The sequence below is a fragment of the Mesorhizobium sp. C264A genome (genome assembly GCF_040324515.1).
Classification (GTDB): Bacteria; Pseudomonadota; Alphaproteobacteria; order Rhizobiales; family Rhizobiaceae; genus Mesorhizobium.
Genome location: NZ_JAMYVY010000002.1, coordinates 2,196,450 through 2,216,101, shown reverse-complemented (window position 1 = coordinate 2,216,101; position 19,652 = coordinate 2,196,450). Strand labels below are relative to the sequence as shown.

At 63.7% G+C, this 19,652-nt stretch carries 21 protein-coding genes; 13 read left to right on the top strand and 8 right to left on the bottom strand.

Translation table 11 applies throughout. The features are described 5' to 3' along the window. Positions 1–21: 21 nt before the first annotated feature. Positions 22–1,449, bottom strand: coding sequence for an NADP-dependent phosphogluconate dehydrogenase (gene gnd, locus NKL04_RS29880; RefSeq protein WP_352724783.1), 1,428 nt, complete (start codon positions 1,447–1,449; stop codon positions 22–24). A 205-nt stretch (positions 1,450–1,654) separates the two neighbouring features. On the opposite strand from gnd, the gene NKL04_RS29875 reads away from it, so the two are divergent. After that, positions 1,655–2,092: a VOC family protein gene (locus NKL04_RS29875; RefSeq protein WP_023700136.1), complete on the top strand. Its 438-nt coding sequence runs from the start codon at positions 1,655–1,657 to the stop codon at positions 2,090–2,092. Between the two features lie 25 nt (positions 2,093–2,117). Here the strand turns inward: NKL04_RS29875 and NKL04_RS29870 are convergent, their stop codons facing one another. The 5 genes from NKL04_RS29870 to NKL04_RS29850 all read right to left on the bottom strand — a co-directional run bounded on the left by NKL04_RS29870 (position 2,118) and on the right by NKL04_RS29850 (position 6,468). After that, positions 2,118–3,743 carry a copper resistance CopC/CopD family protein gene (locus NKL04_RS29870; RefSeq protein ID WP_031209150.1) on the bottom strand — a complete coding sequence of 542 codons (1,626 nt, stop codon included), beginning with the start codon at positions 3,741–3,743 and terminating at the stop codon, positions 2,118–2,120. 53 nt (positions 3,744–3,796) lie between these two features. After that, on the bottom strand, positions 3,797–4,315 hold the full coding sequence (locus NKL04_RS29865; protein WP_023700138.1) for a YcnI family copper-binding membrane protein: 519 nt from the start codon (positions 4,313–4,315) through the stop codon (positions 3,797–3,799). Between the two features lie 39 nt (positions 4,316–4,354). Next, positions 4,355–4,894: a copper chaperone PCu(A)C gene (locus NKL04_RS29860; protein ID WP_023700139.1), complete on the bottom strand. Its 540-nt coding sequence runs from the start codon at positions 4,892–4,894 to the stop codon at positions 4,355–4,357. Between the two features lie 104 nt (positions 4,895–4,998). Then, positions 4,999–5,355 carry a DUF2946 family protein gene (locus NKL04_RS29855; RefSeq protein ID WP_023700140.1) on the bottom strand — a complete coding sequence of 119 codons (357 nt, stop codon included), beginning with the start codon at positions 5,353–5,355 and terminating at the stop codon, positions 4,999–5,001. A 210-nt stretch (positions 5,356–5,565) separates the two neighbouring features. Next, positions 5,566–6,468: a GntR family transcriptional regulator gene (locus tag NKL04_RS29850; RefSeq protein WP_023700141.1), complete on the bottom strand. Its 903-nt coding sequence runs from the start codon at positions 6,466–6,468 to the stop codon at positions 5,566–5,568. Positions 6,469–6,723: 255 nt separating this feature from the next. On the opposite strand from NKL04_RS29850, the gene NKL04_RS29845 reads away from it, so the two are divergent. The 7 genes from NKL04_RS29845 (at position 6,724) to NKL04_RS29815 (ending at position 14,328) form a co-directional block, all read left to right on the top strand. Beyond that, on the top strand, positions 6,724–8,229 hold the full coding sequence (locus NKL04_RS29845; RefSeq protein WP_023683018.1) for a UxaA family hydrolase: 1,506 nt from the start codon (positions 6,724–6,726) through the stop codon (positions 8,227–8,229). A gap of 52 nt (positions 8,230–8,281) precedes the next feature. After that, entirely contained in the window at positions 8,282–9,280 is a 999-nt protein-coding gene (locus NKL04_RS29840) for an aldo/keto reductase (protein WP_023698173.1), read from the top strand. 73 nt (positions 9,281–9,353) lie between these two features. Next, positions 9,354–9,569: a hypothetical protein gene (locus tag NKL04_RS29835; protein WP_023686617.1), complete on the top strand. Its 216-nt coding sequence runs from the start codon at positions 9,354–9,356 to the stop codon at positions 9,567–9,569. Positions 9,570–9,581: 12 nt separating this feature from the next. After that, positions 9,582–10,574: an ABC transporter substrate-binding protein gene (locus NKL04_RS29830; protein WP_023700144.1), complete on the top strand. Its 993-nt coding sequence runs from the start codon at positions 9,582–9,584 to the stop codon at positions 10,572–10,574. Between the two features lie 147 nt (positions 10,575–10,721). Then, on the top strand, positions 10,722–12,245 hold the full coding sequence (locus NKL04_RS29825; protein ID WP_023700145.1) for a sugar ABC transporter ATP-binding protein: 1,524 nt from the start codon (positions 10,722–10,724) through the stop codon (positions 12,243–12,245). A 23-nt stretch (positions 12,246–12,268) separates the two neighbouring features. Further along, positions 12,269–13,234: an ABC transporter permease gene (locus NKL04_RS29820; RefSeq protein ID WP_023683015.1), complete on the top strand. Its 966-nt coding sequence runs from the start codon at positions 12,269–12,271 to the stop codon at positions 13,232–13,234. A gap of 74 nt (positions 13,235–13,308) precedes the next feature. After that, positions 13,309–14,328: a zinc-binding alcohol dehydrogenase family protein gene (locus tag NKL04_RS29815; RefSeq protein ID WP_023700146.1), complete on the top strand. Its 1,020-nt coding sequence runs from the start codon at positions 13,309–13,311 to the stop codon at positions 14,326–14,328. Positions 14,329–14,599: 271 nt separating this feature from the next. Here NKL04_RS29815 and phnF read toward each other — a convergent pair whose 3' ends face one another. Next, the gene (gene phnF, locus NKL04_RS29810; RefSeq protein ID WP_352463288.1) at positions 14,600–15,349 is read right to left on the bottom strand and encodes a phosphonate metabolism transcriptional regulator PhnF; all 750 of its coding nucleotides are present in this window, start codon (positions 15,347–15,349) and stop codon (positions 14,600–14,602) included. 117 nt (positions 15,350–15,466) lie between these two features. On the opposite strand from phnF, the gene phnG reads away from it, so the two are divergent. The 3 genes from phnG to NKL04_RS29795 are packed head-to-tail and all read left to right on the top strand — an operon-like array spanning position 15,467 to position 17,652. Further along, positions 15,467–15,928: a phosphonate C-P lyase system protein PhnG gene (gene phnG / locus NKL04_RS29805; RefSeq protein WP_023700148.1), complete on the top strand. Its 462-nt coding sequence runs from the start codon at positions 15,467–15,469 to the stop codon at positions 15,926–15,928. After that, entirely contained in the window at positions 15,928–16,539 is a 612-nt protein-coding gene (gene phnH / locus NKL04_RS29800; RefSeq protein ID WP_023700149.1) for a phosphonate C-P lyase system protein PhnH, read from the top strand. Before phnG ends, phnH begins: the two co-directional genes overlap by 1 nt. Beyond that, positions 16,540–17,652 (top strand): carbon-phosphorus lyase complex subunit, encoded by a 1,113-nt coding sequence (locus tag NKL04_RS29795; RefSeq protein WP_023700150.1) that lies wholly within the window; start codon positions 16,540–16,542, stop codon positions 17,650–17,652. Positions 17,653–17,654: 2 nt separating this feature from the next. On the opposite strand, the gene NKL04_RS29790 is transcribed toward NKL04_RS29795, so the two are convergent. Continuing rightward, a complete protein-coding gene (locus NKL04_RS29790) occupies positions 17,655–17,873 on the bottom strand; it encodes a hypothetical protein (protein ID WP_023699000.1) in 219 nt (72 codons plus the stop codon). A gap of 65 nt (positions 17,874–17,938) precedes the next feature. Here NKL04_RS29790 and NKL04_RS29785 point away from each other — a divergent pair, with 65 nt between their 5' ends. Beyond that, a complete protein-coding gene (locus tag NKL04_RS29785) occupies positions 17,939–18,838 on the top strand; it encodes an alpha-D-ribose 1-methylphosphonate 5-phosphate C-P-lyase PhnJ (RefSeq protein WP_023726432.1) in 900 nt (299 codons plus the stop codon). Then, positions 18,835–19,611: a phosphonate C-P lyase system protein PhnK gene (phnK, locus tag NKL04_RS29780; protein ID WP_023700151.1), complete on the top strand. Its 777-nt coding sequence runs from the start codon at positions 18,835–18,837 to the stop codon at positions 19,609–19,611. Before NKL04_RS29785 ends, phnK begins: the two co-directional genes overlap by 4 nt. Positions 19,612–19,652: the final 41 nt, after the last annotated feature.

Below are 19,652 nucleotides of genomic sequence, written 5' to 3'. Positions count from 1 at the left end.
GAGAGGCCGCCTCACCTGACCCTAGGCGGCAGCGCCGCTGCCCCATGGGCCATGGAAAGCCCCCTGCTCGCCGATGCGCTCGAAACCATGCGCGCCGAAGATATCGCGCTGCGCCTGGATCAGGTTCGAGGTGCCGCGGCCCTGGCGGTAGCTGTCGAAATAGGCAAGCGCCGACGCCAGCGCCGGCACGGGCGAACCGGCCTCCGACGCTCTTGCGACGATGCGCCGGAGCGACGGATGCGCCTCCTGCATCATGGTGGTGAAAGCCGGCGCCATCAAAAGGTTGGTGGACGCGCCGCCCGAGCCGAAGGCTTCCGCCATGGTGTCGAGCATCTGCGAGCGGATGATACAGCCGGCACGCCAGATCTTGGCGATGGTCGGCATCGGCAAGTTCCAGTTGAACTCCTTCGAGGCGGCGCTCATCACCGCGAAACCTTGTGCATAGGCGGCGATCTTGCCGGCGAGCAGCGCCAGCTCCAGGTCTTTCAGAAGTGCCGCCTTGTCGCCGGAGATCTTGGTGACGCCGATATTGCCATAGGCTTTTTCGGCCGCCTGCCGCTCATCCTTGATCGAGGACAGCACGCGGGCCGCCACTGCCGCCTCGATGGCCGTCGCCGGAATGCCGAGCTGCTGCGCCTCGATGACAGACCATTTGCCGGTGCCCTTCTGGCCGGCACGGTCGAGGATGATGTCGACCACCGGCTTGCCGGTCTTTGCATCGTCGGCGGCCAGCACCTTGGCGGTGATCTCGATCAGATACGAATCGAGCCGGCCCTTGTTCCAGTCCTCGAAGACCTTGCCGATCTCCTTCGGCCCCATGCCGAGACCGTCACGCAGGATGCCGTAGATCTCGGCGATCATCTGCATGTCGGCATATTCGATGCCGTTGTGGATGGTTTTCACGAAATGCCCGGCGCCGTCTGTGCCAAGCCAGGCAGCGCACGGTTCATCCTTGAACTTGGCCGAGATCGCGGTCAGCACGCGTTCGACGCGCTTCCAGGAGTCTTCGGTGCCGCCGACCATGATCGACGGTCCATGGCGCGCGCCTTCCTCGCCGCCGGATACGCCCATGCCGATGAAGGTGAGACCTGAGCCCGACAGTTCCGAAAAGCGCCGCATCGTATCGCGGAAATTGGCGTTGCCGGCATCGATGACGATATCGTTGTCAGACAACACGCCGCGCAGCGCTTCGATCTGTTCGTCGACCGGCTTGCCGGCCAGCACCATGATGATGACCGGGCGTGGCGGCTTGATCGCAGCTGCCAGTTCCTCCAGGCTGTAGCAGGGCACCACCATGTCCCTGAGCGAACCGGCGCCTTCGAGGAAGGCATCGGTGCGCGCCTTGGTGCGGTTGAAGACGGCGATGCGGTGCCCGTGCTCGGCAATGTTGAGCGCGAGGTTGGAGCCCATTGTGCCAAGGCCGATCAGGCCTATTTCGGCTTTTTCCATCGTTTCTTCCCTGCTTTCGGATTTTGTTGAGGCCGCGTTTTTCGGGATGCCCACTTTTCGGCGAGATGATTGACGGGCCTTTCGCGCCACGTCAACCGCCTCGCCGAATTGTGTTGCGTCTGCGTTGTGTCAGACCGAGTCAGGAAGGGTCAGTTGGTGACCAGGCGACGCCTTCCGATCGAACATATGGCGATAGGTTGGACATATGGCAGTCAAACGGATGGACAATGTCGGAATCGTCGTCGAGGACCTCGACGAGACAGTTGCTTTCTTTCGCGAGCTCGGCCTCGAACTGGAAGGGCGGGCGACGATCGAAGGCGAGTGGGCCGGACGTGTCACCGGGCTCGGCGATCAGCACGTCGAGATTGCCATGATGCGCACACCGGACGGTCATGGCCGGCTCGAGCTCTCCCGCTTCCTCACGCCGCCTGTCGTTGCCGATCACCGCAACGCCCCGGTCAATGCCTTGGGCTACCTGCGCGTCATGTTTACCGTGGACGACATCGACGACACGCTTGAAAGGCTCCGCAAGCGTGGCGCGCAGCTGGTCGGTGAAGTCGTCCGTTACGAGGACGTGTATCGGCTCTGCTACATCCGCGGGCCGGAAGGGCATCTCATCGGGTTAGCCCAGGAACTCGGCTGAGCGTCCTTCGCGGGCGGGCTGAATATCACTCGGCGCGGATATCGATCGGCGCTTCGATCTTTATCACTTCGAAATCCGAAACCAGAACATCGAGCCGCGCCGTCCAGCGGCCTGGAATCGGAATGACGAGATTATCGACCCGCCAGGTGCCGTCGCCTGGCTTGGTCGCCGGACGCTTGATCGGCTCGATCCCCGAATCGGGCTTGGACAGCACCAGCGTCACTTCCTTGGCGTCGAGCGGGCCGAAATCGCCATCCATGATGACGATGGAGGCGGTGACCTCCCCGGTATGGCCGGGCGTGATGTCGATGTCGGCCATCGCCTTCATAGTGTGGATATGGGTCGACGTCGGTTGTGCCGCGGCGATTGCCAGGGCCCGTGGCGGCGGCGTGAAGCGCCAGCCGGCGGCAACGCCGAAGATCAGGAGCACGATCAGCATTTCGACTGAGATCGAGCGGCTAAGCCGTCGCCGCACTTCCGTCGCTCCGGCCTCGGCCAAGGCGGTGAGCCGCCATCGATTGACCGCCGCCAGCGTGAACAGAAACACCAGCAGCGCCAGCTTGATCAGCAGCAGCCGGCCATAGGCGGTGTTGACCAGTGCCGCCGGTGTCTGCACCTGGATGATGGCGAGCACCACACCGGCGGCGGCAAGCACTACCACCACGGGCATGATCGCGCGCGAAAACCGCCGCAGGAACGCCCCGGTTTCCACCGATTGGCTGCTCAACGCCAGGCCGAGCGGCAGCAATGCTCCAGCCCAGAAAGCGATGCCGGCGCCATGCAGGAACACCATAGGCCGCGTCAGCCATTGCGGTTCGGCTGCACTGGCATGGCCGCTGGCGGCAAGGGCTGCACCCACACCGGCCAGCCCGGCGAGCGCCAACGGCCTGGCGCCAGCACGCGATCCGACCAACGACAGCAGGCCAAGCCCGAGCGCCGCCAGCGAAATCAGCACCGTCCAGCCGAAGCTGGTGCCAAGCGCCGTCCGCCAGACCACCGGTTGCGCCAGCCGGGCGAGTGGCGCGCCCAGCGCGTCCAGCCCCTGGAACCCGAGCGACAGGGGTGCTGCGACCAGCCCGCACAGGATGGCGGCAATGACGAAGCGCTGGCCTGAGCGCTGGCCTTGCGCCAGCCATGTCAGCGCGAAGGCGCCGCCAATGCCGAGGAAAAGCCCGATGTAGAGAAGAACCTTGCCGGTCCAGATCGCTGACCGCAAATCTATATCGACAGCTTCCCCCACCGCCGGCGCCGCACTTGGCGCGCCAACGGAAAACAGCACCGAGCCGCCGACCGGATGGCCATCAGCGGAAATCACCCGCCAGCTCAAGACATGGGTGCCCGGCCCGAGCTTTTGTGGATTGTCGATCTCAACCGTTTGGTCGCTCAACCGAAACGAGGTCAAAGCGACAGGCGTACCGTCGGGCCGCACCAAGGTCAGCACCAGCGGCGACACAGGCTCGCTGAAGGTCAGCGAAAATTGCGTCGGCGCTCGCTCCAGAACCGCGCCGTCGGCAGGCTCGGCCTTGATCAGCGCCGCATGGGCAAAGGCCTGGTTTGGCGTGGCAAGGACGGCAAGCAGCAGGATCGCGGCCAGCAGGCCGAAGCACCTGCCGGCTGTCCGTTCTATCCGCTGAAAACAGGCCACGTTCATGCCATCCACCAAAACAGTGGCGCGCCGCTTCGAAGCAGCGCGCCGCCAATGCATCATTTCTTCGGCAGCAGGTTGAGGCCGGGCGCCGGATCTTCCAGCGCATCCTCATCCTGACCAGCCGCCGGAATCTCTATCCAACGCGTGGTGGCGCCATCGCATTCCTGCACCACCGGAAAATAGAGTTTTTGCCCGGCCGGCAGATCGGCGGCCAACGTGCCGCGGAAGACGAACTCGTCATAAAATTCATCCGGCAGGCTGCCGCCGCTCCAGTCGACTTCCTTGACGCCCGAGGTCACCGCTTCGCCATAGAGCTGGTAGGATTTCTCGTACTTGCCTTTCTTGACCTGCAGCGTCCAGCCGGGCTTGGGCATCGGCTTCACCCCGATCACCCCTTCCGGGATCTGCACGCGCACGGCAATCGTCGCCTTGCCTTCGCAGCCATGCGGCACGCGCAGCACGGCCTTGTAGGTCGAACCGACCGCAACCTCCTGTGTTTCGAGCGTGATATGGGCGAAGGCGGCACTTGTCCCCAGGACGAGGAATGCAGCGGCCGGCAAATGATGCTTGTTCATGATGGGTCCCTCTCGAAAAAATTGATTGGTAATAATTGGTCAGTCGTTGTCTTCCAGGGGTGGCGCGCTGCCTATGGCTTGCACGGCAAACTCGACGGTCACGGTTCCGGCCCTCTCGAAAGTCAGCGTAGCGGCAAACATCTGGCCTTCTTTAGGGGGCTGCTTCAGATCCATGAACATCACGTGATAGGCGCCGGGACCCAGCGTGACCTTGCCGCCCGCCGGGATATCCAGGCCACCACTGACCGGGCGCATGGTCATGACGCCATCCTTCACCCCCATTTCATGCAGTTCGGCCTTGCCCGAAATGTCGGAGGAAATCGATAGCAGCCGGTCTGGCGCGCTGCCCTTGTTGACGATGGTGAAATAGCCGCCGGCAACCTTGGCGCCGGCCGGCGTGGCGCGCGACCAGGGATGCTCGATCTCGATGTCACCGGCCTTGAATTCATGCGCAAGGACGGAATGGGAGCCGACGAACAACAGTGCAAAGGCGAACAGGGCGCTGCCGAGACGCTGCTCGATAGTGCTGAATAAACGGGTGCTGCGGTGCAACGCGCCGGCATGACGAAAACGGGACATGGGTAGGCTCCATGAATATGAGGTCGCGCCGTTGTCGGGCTGCGAACGTGTTTGTCATTGGATGATTATCGCCTGCGCAGGTTACGCAAAGCGAGCGGCGGTTTTCAGCCCGCAAGCGGCGGCGCGCGCGGATTGGCCGGAGAGCGCTCGCGCGTGACGACGGGATACCTGACTGCCGGCGGGGCAAAAGCGACTGTTTCCAAGGACTGGCTGACCGGCGCCAGGCCGACGCCTGCCGGCGGCGCATAGGCGACGGAGGCCATGCTGCAGCCGAGCATGCAGCACGCCGGCATATGCTGCTGGTGCGGATCGCCGCCGGGAAGCTTGACCGCTCCCTCATGGCTGCAGATGACATTGCCGAAAGCGTCGAGTTGCGAGGCATCCGGCGCAATGCCGAAGGCAAACACGCCGAGCGTCGACTGGAGCAGCAGCACACAGGCCGCGACAAAGGCGGCCGTCATGCTCCATCTCTTACGCCGGAAGTCCAAAGACCTGCCTCTTCACGCAGCAACGCGTGGATATCTAGCACGCGGCATGTCGGCGGAAAATCGCCAAATCATCGCTGCGGCAACGCGGCGCGTTCGATCCATGTCGCACAAAAGTGCGCAGCGGTTTGGGATAACGCATGAGGCAGAGATCTTGTGCGCATAACGTCCCTTCGGACGTCGCGCTCAGGAAGCCGGGCGGCCGCCGATTTCCGGGATCGACGTCAACAGCGTGTGGCGTGCCGACTTCAGATGCTTGCGGCAGGCGGCGTCGACCTTGCCGAGATCGCGCGATTTCAGCGCCGCGATGTAGGCGAGATGCTCGCCAACCGCGACTTCGTTGCGCTCGCGCTCCTGCGCCTTGTTCCACTGGTAGTGGTAGTGAAAGATCATGGCGATGACGTCGTAGAAATCGACGATGAAGCGGTTGTGCGACGCCCGGTGGATCAGCCGGTGGAAGCGCTCGTCTAGCTCCGAGAATTCGTTGAAGCGGATGGCGATTTCGCTGGCCAGAAGCCGGTGCTCGTCTTCCAGCCGGTCGAGATCCGCCCAGACCGGACTATCCCCAGGCAAGGCGGCAAAGGCCGCCGCCGAGCGTATCTCGAACATTTCGCGGATTTCAGTGAGTTCGAGCGCAAAGGCACGGGTAAATCCTTTCAGCACCCAGTGGCTGTTGCGCCGCTTCTCGATCAGGCCGAAGCGGGAGAAGCGGATCAGGAACTCGCGCACGCTGGTGGTGCCGACGCCGATCTCGCGCGCCAGTTCGAGCTCGTTGATCTGCATGCCGGCCTCTGCACCGCCGGCCAGCAACCTGCGCATAAACGACCGCTCGATGATCTGGGCCAGTGTGTCTGTCTCCTCCTCGGGGAAGAAATCATCCGGCTTCGGCGTCCTGAGCACTGTCTTGCTGCGTTTGTTCCACGCGATCAGCCCGGTCTCTTCCATGCGCGCCAGAATGGTGCGCACGGTGGTACGGCTGACGCCAAGCAAAGTGCCCAGCTCCGGCTCCGACGGCAGGCTCTGCGTCTCATCGAGCAGCCGCAGACCCCTATTGTAAGCGTCCTTGTAGACGTTGTTGCTCTTCGACATCCCTGCCCCGTTGCGCGCCGGCGCTTGCTGTGGCTGGCTTGAAGCGCGATATCATATGTCCTGGCGCTCACCCGGCTAAGCAAAACGCTCTGCGTGTCAGACGCCGCTCCTCACAAGCCAAGCGTCCATCGGACGCATGGTCTCCTCCTGAAAAAACAATTGACGCACAAATGTTTTTTCACGATAAAAGACATTATATGTAAACAGACGCGTGTCAATCCGCGCATCCCCAGGAACAGACCCAGGAAACTGCCCGTGAACGCTTCGAACAGCATTCTTCTGTCCCCCGCCGACAATGTCGCGGTCGCCAATGGCCGCATCGAGATCGGCACCCCTCTGCCCGGCGGCGCCGTCGCCACGGCGTTGATCGAGCCCGGCCACAAGGTGGCGATCAAGCCTATCGCCGCCGGCGAGGCGGTGGTCAAGTATGCCCAGGCCATCGGCCGCGCCACCCAGGACATCGCGCCCGGCGACCACGTCCATTCGCACAATCTGGTTTTTGAATCCGGCCGCCTGCCGGTGGTGCCGCCGAGCGAGGCCGAGCACGCCACCGAAGCTGACCGCGCCCGGACATTCATGGGCTATCGTCGCGCCGATGGCCGTGCCGGCACCCGCAACTTCATCGGCATCATCGCCAGCGTCAATTGCTCGGCCACCGTCTGCCACGCCATCGCCGACGAGGCCAACCGCGTGCTGCTGCCGAAATATCCGGGGATCGACGGCTTCGTCCCGATCGTCCATGGCCAGGGCTGCGGCATGAGCGGCACCGGCGACGGCATGATGGTGCTGCACCGCACGCTCGCCGGCTACACCCGCCACCCGAATTTCGGCGGCGCGCTGATGGTCGGCCTCGGCTGCGAGGTCAACCAGCTTACCCTTTACGGCCAGAAAGGTGCGGCGGCGGGAAAACGCCATTTCAACATCCAGGACGCCGGCGGTTCGCGCAAATCGGTCGAAAAAGCGATGGGCGTGCTCGCCGAAATCGCCGAGGAAGTCGGCCAGTATCAGCGCGAGCCGATCCCGGTCTCGGAGATCGTCGTCGGCCTGCAATGCGGCGGTTCCGACGGCATGTCGGGCATCACCGCCAATCCCGCGCTGGGAGCGGCGGTCGACATCCTGGCCGGCGTCGGCGGCATCGGCATCCTGTCGGAGACGACGGAGATCTATGGCGCCGAACATCTGCTCGCCTATCGCGCGGCAACGCCGGAGATCGCCAAGAAGCTCGACGGTTTCGTCAAATGGTGGGAGGACCATGTCGCCAAGCACGGCGCCTCGATCGACAACAACCCCTCGCCCGGCAACAAGCGCGGTGGCCTGACCACCATCCTGGAAAAGTCGCTGGGCGCCGTGGCCAAAGGCGGCCAGACTCCGCTCAACGGCGTCTTCGGTTATGCCGAAAAGGTCACCGGCAGTGGCTTGGTGTTCATGGACACGCCCGGTTACGACCCGGTCTCGGCGACCGGTCAGGTGGCGGGCGGCGCCAACATCATCGTCTTCACCACCGGCCGCGGCTCCTGCTTCGGCTGCCGGCCCACGCCGTCGATCAAGGTCGCCACCAACTCGACCATGTACCACCAGATGGAAGAGGACATGGACGTCAATTGCGGCGTCATCGCTTCGGGTGAGAAGACCATCGCCGGCATGGGCCGGGAACTCTTCGAACTCATCGTCGAGACGGCATCGGGCCGCAAGACCAAGAGCGAGGCGTTCGGCTACGGCGACAACGAGTTCGTGCCGTGGCACCTCGGCGCGACGCTCTAACCACCGACGAAAAAAGCGGGCTGCAAAGACGGCTCACAAGGGGAGGCTGTGGATGGACAAACGCCGCATCGGCACGACTGCGCTCGAGGTAACCGAGATAAGCTTCGGCGGGGCGGCGATCGGCGGGCTCTACCGGGCCTGTCCGCGCGAAGCGGCGATGGAGACGCTGCAGACAGCCTGGGATGCCGGCCTGCGCTATTTCGACACCGCGCCCTTCTATGGCTTCGGCCTGTCGGAACGGCGGACCGGCGATTTCCTGCGCTACAAGCCGCGGGATTCCTATGTGCTGTCGACCAAGGTCGGACGGTTGTTCCGCCCGGTGCCGGAAGACCAGGTTCCCGATCATTCCTATGTCGACCCGCTGCCCTTCGAGCTCGACTACGACTACTCCTATGACGGCATCATGCGCTCGGTCGAGTTCTCCTATGCCCGGCTCGGGCTGAACCGGATAGACATCCTGTTTGTGCACGACATCGGCACCTACACACATGGCGTCGAGAAGACGAAGCTGCACTTTCGCCAGCTGATCGACGGCGGCTTGAAGGCGCTGGAAGAGCTTAAAACGTCCGGCGTGATTTCCGCCTATGGGCTCGGCGTCAACGAGGTGCAGATCTGCCTCGACGTGCTGTGCGAAGCGCCGCTCGACTGCATCCTGCTGGCCAGCCGCTATTCGCTGCTCGACCGCTCGGCTGAAGCCGAGTTGCTGCCGCTGTGTCGTGAGCGACAGACTTCGCTCATCATCGGCGGCGTTTTCAACTCCGGCATCCTGGCGACCGGGCCGGTGCACGGCGCGCATTTCGATTATCTGCCGGCGACGCAGGACATACTCGAGCGTGTTGGGGCGATGGAGAAAATCGCTGATGAGGGCGGATATCCGCTGGCGGCGGCTGCATTGCAGTTTCCGCTGCAGGAGCCTGTCGTGGCCAGCGTGCTGACCGGAACGGCCAAGCCCGCCAACCTGACGCGCAACCTCGACCTGTTCAACGTCCAGGTGCCGCAAGCGGAATTCGCCCGCTACACTCCCTACACCATCGTTCAGGAGCTCGGCTGACGAAACGCCACGATCACGGCTCTCAAGAAGGAATGAATATTCCATATTGACTCGACGGTGGAATTAATATTCCATGATGATCAAGGAGGATCGGGAGCGTCTGGACGTGGCACTGAGGATCGGCAGGGAGGTTTCCCCGCCGAGCCATGCGCAGGCCTATATGAAACACCGCTTGCGTCGGCCGGACCGATGCACTATCAAAAAGCGGCAACTGTTTTTTATTGATAAAGTTCCTTTTGGGCCGCGCCTATCCAAATGGAGCTTCCGCAACCTTCACCGGGCGATCTAGGGAGGATTCCTAATGAAATTCGTGACCAGCATTCTCAACCGCCGCTCACTGATGGCACTTGCTGCCGCCTCGATGCTTGCCGGCACGCTGCAGACGGCGCCGGCTTCGGCGGCGGACTTGACCATTCCGATCATCGTCAAGGACACCACGTCCTTCTACTGGCAGATCGTCCTGGCCGGCGCCCGCAAGGCCGGCAAGGATCTCGGCGTCAACGTACCCGAACTCGGCGCCCAGGCTGAAACCGACGTCAACGGCCAGGTTTCGATCCTCGAGAATGCCGTCGCCGGCAACCCGGCCGCGATCGTCATCGCGCCGACCGAATTCAAGGCGCTCGGCAAGCCCATCGATGAAGCGGCCAGCAAGGTCAAGGTCATCGGCATCGACTCCGGCGCCGACTCCAAGGCGTTCACCTCGTTCCTGACCACCGACAATGTGCAGGGCGGACGCGTCGCCGCTGACGGTCTTGCAGCAGCCATCGGCGAAGCCAATGGCGGCAAGATCGAGGGCGACGTCGCCCTGATCACCAACGCGCCGGGCGCCGGTTCGCTGGAGCAGCGCAAGCAGGGCTTCACCGAGCAGCTGGCCGCGAAATATCCGGGGCTCAAGCTCGTCGCCGACAAATATGCCGACGGCCAGGCAACGACCGGTCTCAACATCGCCACCGACCTGATCACCGCCAACCCGAACCTCAAGGGCATCTTCGCGTCCAACCTGATCATGGCGCAGGGCGTCGGTCAGGCAGTCGCCGAGAACAACCTTGGCGGCAAGCTGGCGCTGGTCGGCTTCGACAGCGACGAGAAGCTGATCAAGTTCCTCAATGACGGCGTCATTTCCGCGCTCGTCGTCCAGGATCCGTACCGGATGGGCTATGACGGCATCAAGACCGCGCTCGCCGCCTCGAAGGGCGAGAAGGTCGAGGCCAATGTCGACACAGGCGCCAACCTGGTGACCAAGGCAAACATGAAAGACCCCAAGATCGACGCCCTGCTCAACCCGAAGCTCTGAGCCCGTCGACCAAAAATCCTTTCCGGGGCCTCGCGCCCCGGAAACACCGGATACAAGCTTGAATATCCACCGGCTTGAATCACCTCGACAATGCGGCTTGACTGCATCGCGACGTGCCAATCGTAAGGCCAATCTGGGAGGATTGTCATGACGCCCATGGCGCAGGAACTGCACCCGGCCCCAACGCTAGCGCCCGGCAGGACGATCCTCGAACTGCACGGGCTGGAAAAGCGCTATCCCGGCACGCATGCGCTGAAGCCCGTTCACCTTGCCTTCAAGGCAGGTGAGATCCACGCCATCGTCGGCGAGAACGGCGCCGGCAAATCCACCTTGATCAAGCTTCTGACCGGCGTCATGCCGCGCACCTCCGGCGATGTCATCTGGGAGGGCAAGCCGGCAGCGCTGGCAACCCCGCACGAGGCAATGGCGCTGGGCATCAACGCCGTGCATCAGGAGGTCGTGCTCTGTCGCCATCTCACCGTCGCCGCCAACATGTTCCTCGGCGAGGAGAATTCGCGCTTCGGCATCCTGCAGCAGCGCGCCATGGTCAAGGAAGCGCAGAAGATCATCGACGGTCTCGGCTTCGACCTGCCGGCGCATGTCATGCTGGGTGACCTCACCATCGGCCAGCAGCAGCTGATCGCCGCCGCCCGCGCCACCGTGCGCGGCACCAAATTCCTGATCTTCGACGAGCCGACCGCCTATCTCACCCGCAAGGAAGCCGACCAGCTGTTCACGCTGATCCGCAGGCTCAAGGGCGAAGGCGTCACCATCATCTACATCAGCCATCGCATGGAAGAGGTGTTCGAACTCGCCGATCGCGTCTCGGTGCTGCGCGACGGCACGCTGGTCGGCACCCGCAACATTGCCGAGACCAATGACGCCGAGCTGGTCAAGATGATGATCAACCGCTCGATCGAGCAAGTCTACCATAAGGAGCATTTCACCCCCGGTGCCGTGATCGTTGAAGCGAAAAACCTGTCGGGCAAGGGTTTCGAAGACGTCTCGATGACGGTGCGCGCCGGCGAGATCGTCGGGCTCTATGGCCTGATCGGCGCCGGGCGGAGCGAGTTCGTCACCACGCTCTATGGCCGCCACAAGAAGTCGGCCGGACAGGTCCTTTGGCAAGGCAAGCCGGTCCACATCAATTCCGAGCACGACGCGATCAAGCTCGGCATGGCGCTGGCGCCAGAAAGCCGCCGCGACCAGGGCCTGTGCCTGAACCTGCCGGTCGGCCTCAACCTCAACCTGCCGATCTACAAGCGCATCTCCAACAACCTGCTGATTTCGAACACGAAGGAAAAGGCTGAAGCCGATCGCCAGATCGCCGGCCTCCGCATCAAAACGCCAACACGCGGCGCCCTGGCCTCCAGCCTGTCCGGCGGCAACCAGCAGAAGATCGTCATCGGCAAATGGCTGGCGCACGGCGCTAAGCTGTTCATCTTCGACGAGCCTACGGTCGGCGTCGATGTCGGCACCAAGGCCGAGATCTACCGCCTGTTCGGGGAACTGTTGTCCAAGGGCGCCGGCATCATCCTGATCTCGTCCTATCTGCCCGAGGTTTATGAGCTCGCCGATACGCTGCACGTGTTCCGGCGCGGCAAACTGGTCGCCAGCCATGGCTTTCGCGCCGCCAGCCACGAAGACGTGCTGACACAGGCGATCGGCTGACAAAACAAGAAACGGGAGGAACCATGAGCATCGAAACCGTCGCGATCGAAAAACCGAAACGGAACTACAACGTCCTGTTCGGGCTGACGCTTCTGGCGTTGCTGGTTCTGCTCTGGATCGTGCTGTCGGTGGCGACGCCGAGCTTCGCCTCCTCCAACAACATCGCCAATCTTTTGCGGCAGGGCTCGATGATCGCCATCATGGCGGTCGGCCAGACCTTCGTCATCATCACCGGCGGCATCGACCTCTCGGTCGGCGCCGTGGTCGGCTTCGCCACCGTCATTGTCGCCATGATGATCAATGCTGGCTTCCCGATCTGGGTCGCCATTCTGGTGACGCTGCTGGTCGGCGTTGCCATCGGCCTGTTCCACGGCTTCGGCATCGTCAAGATGGGCCTGCCGCCATTCATAATCACGCTGGCGACGCTGACCTCGTTGCGCGGCATCGGCCTGTTGATGACCAACGGCAATTCGATCAACATCAACAGCGACAGCTTCACCGCGTTCTCGCGCAGTTCCTTTGTCGGCATCCCCAATCTGTTCTGGATGGTGATCCTGGTCGGTATCCCGGCCTACATCTTCCTGCACCACAGCCGCTGGGGCCGCTATCTCTTCTCTGTGGGATCCAATGCCGAGGCCTCGCGCCTCTCGGGCGTCAATGTCCAGCGCACCATCTATATGGCCTACACGCTGTCGGGCCTGTGCGCGGCCTTCGTCGGCGTGCTGCTGGCGGCGCGCATCGGCATCGGCAACCCGACCCAGGCGGAAGGTTGGGAGTTGCAGGCGATCGCCTCATCGGTGATCGGCGGCACTTCGCTGTTCGGCGCCGTCGGCTCGGTGCATGGCCCGCTGCTCGGCGCCTTCATCCTGGCCACCATCAACAACGGCGCCAATCTGCTCAACGTCAACTCGTTCTGGCAGCGCATCATCACCGGCGCGCTGATCATAATCATCGTCTATTTCGACGGGCTGCGCCGTCGCGGCAAGTAATTCTCCCTGACCTTCTGCGCCGGCCTGCTTAACAACGGACCGGCGCCTTTTTTGAGAAACACTGGAATTGCCGAATGAAAGCTGTTGTCTGCCGCTCGCCCGGCGAGCTTGTCCTGGAAGACCGGCCGGCGCCAGGAGCGCCGCCTGCCGGCTGGGCGCTGGTCGCCGTCAGCCATGTCGGCATCTGCGGCACCGACTACCACATCTTCGAAGGCAAGCACCCGTTCCTTGCCTATCCCCGCATCATGGGCCATGAAGTGTCGGGCACCGTCGTCGAGACCGGCGAAGATGTCGACCTTGCCGTGGGCGAGCCCGTCATCATCAATCCCTATCTCGCTTGCGGAAAATGCATCGCCTGCCGGCACGGCAAGCCGAATTGCTGCGTCAGGATCGAAGTGCTTGGCGTCCATCGCGACGGCGCCATGGCCGAGCAGATCCTGGTGCCGGCGCAGAATCTTTATCCGGCAAACGGCTTGTCGCTGGCCGATGCGGCGGCGGTGGAATTCCTCGCCATCGGCGCGCATGCCGTGCGGCGCGCTCGCGCCGAACCAGGCGCCCGCACGCTGGTCATCGGCGCCGGGCCGATCGGCCTTGGCGCAGCGCTGTTTGCCCGCATCGCCGGGCTCGATGTCAGCCTGCTCGACATGAGCACGGAGCGGCTGGATTTTGCAAAAGGCGAACTTGGCTTCGCCACGCTCGACGGCTCACAAAAAGCGGCAGCCGAACTGGTGCGCGAGGCAACCGGCGGCGAAGGGTTCGACGTCGTCTTCGACGCCACCGGCAACACCGCCTCGGTGCAGTCGGCCTTCGCCCATGTCGCGCATGGTGGCACGCTCGTGCTGGTCAGCGTCGTCAAGGACGACATCGTCTTTTCCGACCCGGAATTCCACAAACGCGAAATGACGCTGGTCGGCAGCCGCAATGCGCTGAAAGTCGACTTCGACCACGTCGCCGCCTCCATCCGCAACGGCGCGGTGCCGCTGGCGAAACTTGTCACCCACCGCACGACACTGGCCGGAACGCCGCGCGATCTCGCAAGATGGGCGCATGAGAAATCCGGGCTGATCAAGGCGGTGATCGAGGTGGGTTCTTAACATGGCAGGCGGTGAACCCGGCCGGAATTGACCATGCCCTGCGCAGGTCGACCCCCACTCCGTCGAGCTTCGCTCGACACCTCTCCCCCGATCGACGGGGGAGAGGAAAGGCGCGAGCTTGGCAAGGCGGGCTCCCTTCCTCTCCCTCCGGAGGGGGAGAGGTGGCTCGGCGAAGCCGAGACGGAGTGGGGGAAGGCGGTCCTCAAACGTCAAGCCGCTGACAAGTGAGCGCGACCGAGTTGGTCTGATATCGCATGAGTCTCGACGCTCCCTACAGCGCCGACAGCTTCAGCTCCACCCGCTCCGCCGGAAACCGCGTTTCGGCAAACTGGATCGGCTGGCCGTCCGGTGTGACGTTGACGGCGACCGCGACCAGCACGATGGCGCCGGGCTGCAAATCGAGATCGGCAAGGTCGGCGGCATCGGCGTGACGCGCCGACAGAACCGTCGATTGCCGGAGATAATCGTCGATGCCGAAACGCCGGAGCGAGGCGGTTATCGAACCGGTCTCCGCCATCACGGCATCGATGCCGGCGAAGCGCTTTGCTTCGTACCAGCTGGCGGCGCGGGACACCGGCCGTCCATCGGCTTCGCCGCGCGTCTCCAGCCGGATCACCTCGGTGCCCCTGGCAAGGCCGAGGCCGTCGGCGACGCGCTGGCTGGCCGATTCAACTACGGACGTGAGCAGCACGATATGCCGTTCCGAAGTCTGTCCCTGCAGGCCCGTCGAAAACCGCGTGCGCGCGCCGATCGGATAGGACAGCCGCTTGCGCGACAACACGAAAGTGCCGCGTCCCTGCTCGGCCCGCAGCACACCGTCCTGTACCAGGGCCGATATGGCGCTGCGCACCGTGTGGCGGTTGACGCCGTAGCGTTCGGCCAGCGCCATCTCCGGCGGCAGCGCGGCATTCTCGGCAAAATCGCCGGACGCAATCGAATGCAGGATCTGGTCGGCGATCTGCCGCCAGAGCGAGACGCCACTGCGGCGTTCGATGCTGCTCGCGCTCTTTTGAGCCACCATTTCCCCCCGCTCCAGCCCCTGTCATCCACCCGTCATGGACACGGGTTAGATAATAGGTATAATTTGTATAGTTGTCTATATCACTAGACAAATTTTACATGGTCAGGGAGTAACCCAATGCGAGGACAGGAAGCGCGGGAACAGGCCGAGCGCAAAGACGTCATGGCAACGCTGGCGCAGGCTAACGGCGACGACATCGCCCGGCTCTGGAACGAGGCCGGCCTGACCTCCGAGGCCGAGCTTCTGCGTGGCCCGGAAACCGGTCTGGTCACCGTGCGTGGTCGCATCGGCGGCGGCGGCGCACCCTTCAATGTCGGTGAAGCGACGGTCACCCGCGCCACAGTTCGGCTCCCTTCCGGACAGGTCGGCCACAGCTACATGCTTGGCCGCGACAGGAAGAAGGCCAGGCTGGCCGCAATCGCCGACGCGCTCTGGCAGGACCCGGCGCAGCGCAGGACGGTCGAAACCGCGCTGGTGGCGCCGCTGCGTGCCGCCCAAGGCGAAGCGCGCGAAAAGCGCCGCGCCGAGACGGCGGCAACGAAAGTGGATTTCTTCACCATGGTGCGCGGAGAAGACTGATGGACATCGCAGCTCAATCGATCGACGGCGGTTTCGCCGATCCGGTGTTCAACGCCCAGACCGTCTTCCGCGCAATCATGGACGCCATGGCGCGGCCGGGCAGCGTGCAGCCTCTGCCGGCCTTCGCCCGGCCGCCGGCGCCGCTGTCGGCAACCGCCGGCGCCATCGCGCTTTCGCTATGCGACAACGACACCCCGCTCTGGCTCGACCCTGCCTTGCAGGCGTCCGCGGCAGTCAAATCCTGGCTCGGTTTCCACACCGGCGCGCCACTTGCCAACACGCCGGCCGATGCGCATTTCGCCTTGATCGCCAACCCGGCCGAGATGGCTGCTCTCGACGGCTTTTCGCAAGGCACGCAGGACTATCCCGACCGCTCGACGACACTGATCCTGCAGGTCAGCAATCTCGTCTCGGGCGCGCCGCTGTTGCTCGAAGGTCCTGGCATCGAAGTCTCTGCCGCGATCGCGCCGGCACAGATGCCGCGTCATTTCGTCGAACAGTGGAAGCAGAACAGCCAGCGCTTTCCGCGCGGCGTCGACATCCTCCTGGCGGCGCCCGACGGTATCGCCTGCCTGCCGCGCACGACGCGCATCAAGATGATGGAGGCATAAATGTATGTCGCGGTAAAAGGCGGCGAAGTCGCAATCGCCAATGCCCACAGCCTGCTTGCGGACCGCCGTCGCGGCGACCGTTCGGTGCCGGCGCTGCGCCTCGACCAGATCGTGGAACAGCTGGCGCTCGGCGGCGACCGGGTGATGAGCGAAGGATCGCTCTACGACCGGGAACTGGCGGCGCTCGCCATAGTCCAGGCGCGCGGCGACATGATCGAGGCGATCTTCCTGGTGCGCGCCTACCGCACCACACTGCCGCGCTTCGGCTACACCAACGCCATCAACACCGGCGCCATGCTGGTCGAGCGGCGCGTGTCGGCGACCTACAAGGATTTGCCCGGCGGCCAGCTGCTTGGGCCTACCTTCGACTACACCCACCGCCTGCTCGACCCGGAACTCGCCGCCGGCGCCGATGTCGCCGAACCGCTCCAGCGCGAGACGGAAACGCAGGCCATGCCGCGCGTTTCGACGATCCTCGCCCGCGAAGGGCTGATTGAGCCGGATGGCGACATGCCGCAGGACCATGTCCCCGGCGACATCACCCGCGAGCCGCTTGAGTTTCCGATGGCGCGCGACATCCGCCTGCAGGCGCTGTCACGCGGCGATGAAGGGTTTCTGCTGGCGCTCGGCTATTCCACCCAGCGCGGCTATGCCCGCAACCACCCCTTTGTCGGCGAGGTGCGTATCGGCGAGGTCGAGCTGGAACTCGACGTGCCGGAACTGCCCTTCGCCGTGCTGCTCGGCAAGGTCCGCGTCACCGAATGCCAGATGGTCAACCAGTTCAAGGGCTCGGCCAAGGCGCCGCCGCAATTCACCCGCGGCTACGGACTGGTCTTCGGCCAAAGCGAGCGCAAGGCGATGGCCATGGCGCTGTGCGACCGCGCGCTGCGCGCAACGGAACTCGGCGAAGATGTCGTCGCCGCCGCGCAGGACGAGGAGTTCGTCATCTCGCACTCCGACAATGTTCAGGCGACCGGCTTCGTGGAGCATTTGAAGCTGCCGCACTATGTCGACTTCCAGGCCGAGCTCGATTTGGTGCGCCACATGCGCGCCGAATACGAAGCTCGAGAGAACCCTGCAAAGGTGGAAGAGAAGCGGGAGGCGGCCGAATGAGCCTAATCGCCCCCGCCATTGCCGCCACCCCCGTTGCCGCCATCCCCGTTGCCGCCGTCATGGGAATGGCTGCTATGCCCGCCGACGTAGCTGCCGTTTCCGCCTGTGACATGCGCGCCATCTCTGGAAGCAGGCAGAAACAAGCGCCGAGGTACAAAACCGACCACGCAGACAAACGCCAGAAGCAGAATTGCAATCTGGATCCAACCGGTCTGAGTCATTCGACTTCGCCTTTATTTCCGTTTTCTGGGCGTCAATGCAATAGCAGGGAGTGGATTTGATCGCCATGACCGACATCGCCACCTACAACTTCGCCTATCTCGACGAGCAGACCAAAAGGATGATCCGCCGGGCGATCCTCAAGGGCATCGCCATCCCTGGCTATCAGGTTCCCTTCGCTTCGCGCGAAATGCCGATGCCCTATGGCTGGGGCACTGGCGGCGTGCAGGTCACCGCCTCGATTATCGGGCCGGACGATGTGCTGAAAGTCATCGACCAGGGCGCCGACGACACCACCAATGCCGTCTCGATCCGCGCCTTCTTCAAGAAGGTAGCCAACGTCGCGGTGACGACCGATACCGCCAGCGCCACCATCATCCAGACCCGCCACCGCGTCCCGGAACACCCGCTGAGCGCCGGCCAAGTTCTAGTCTACCAAGTGCCGATACCCGAGCCGTTGCGCTTCCTCGAGCCGCGCGAAACCGAAACGCGCAAAATGCATGCGCTCGAGGAATACGGCCTGATGCATGTGAAGCTCTACGAGGACATTGCCAAACACGGCCGCATCGCCACCACCTATGCCTATCCGGTCAAGGTCGAGGGCCGCTATGTCATGGACCCCTCGCCGACGCCGAAATTCGACAACCCCAAAATGCACCGTTCGCCGGCCCTGCAGCTGTTCGGAGCCGGGCGCGAAAAGCGCATCTATGCCGTGCCGCCCTTCACCGATGTCGTCAGCCTCGACTTCGAGGATCATCCCTTCGAGGTCCAGACCTTCGACCTGCCCTGTGCACTGTGCGCGGCGGAAAATGTCTATCTCGACGAGGTCATCCTCGACGACCATGGCGACCACATGTTCGTCTGCTCCGACACCGACCATTGCGAGAAGCGGCGCGCCGAAGGACATCGCGGCCACCTTGCGGCTGAAAGCCATGTTACCGCAGGAAAGATGAGGCCAGCAGAATGACCGGCGACCCACTGCTGCGCGTCTCCGAACTGTCCAAATTCTACGGCTCGCGCGTCGGCTGCGAGAATGTCACCTTCGACCTGTGGCCGGGTGAGGTTCTGGCCGTCGTCGGCGAATCCGGCTCCGGCAAGACGACGCTGCTCAACTGCCTGTCGACGCGGCTGCTACCATCTTCTGGCACCGCCAGCTACCGCATGCGCGACGGCCAGTTCCGCGAACTCTACCTTATGAGCGAGGCCGAGTGCCGCTTCCTGATGCGCACCGACTGGGGCTTTGTTCATCAGAACCCCGCCGACGGCTTGCGCATGACGGTGTCTGCCGGCGCCAATGTCGGCGAGCGGCTAATGGCGGTCGGTGACCGCCATTACGGCAAGATCCGCGCCACTGCCGTCGACTGGCTGTCGCGCGTCGAGATCGACGAGGACCGCATCGACGACGAGCCGCGCGCCTTTTCCGGCGGCATGCGCCAGCGCCTGCAAATCGCCCGCAACCTCGTCACCGGACCGAGGCTGGTGTTCATGGACGAGCCGACCGGCGGCCTCGACGTCTCGGTGCAGGCGCGCCTGCTCGATTTGCTGCGCGGGTTGGTCACCGATCTCGGCCTGGCGGCCATCGTCGTCACCCACGATCTCGCCGTCGCCCGGCTTCTGTCGCAGCGTATGATGGTGATGAAAGACGGCCGTGTCGTCGAAAGCGGCCTGACGGATCGCGTGCTCGACGATCCCCGCGCGCCTTACACGCAATTGCTTGTTTCCTCGATTCTACAGGTGTGAAGATGGCGCCAAGGCACCCCCCTCTGGCCTGCCGGCCATCT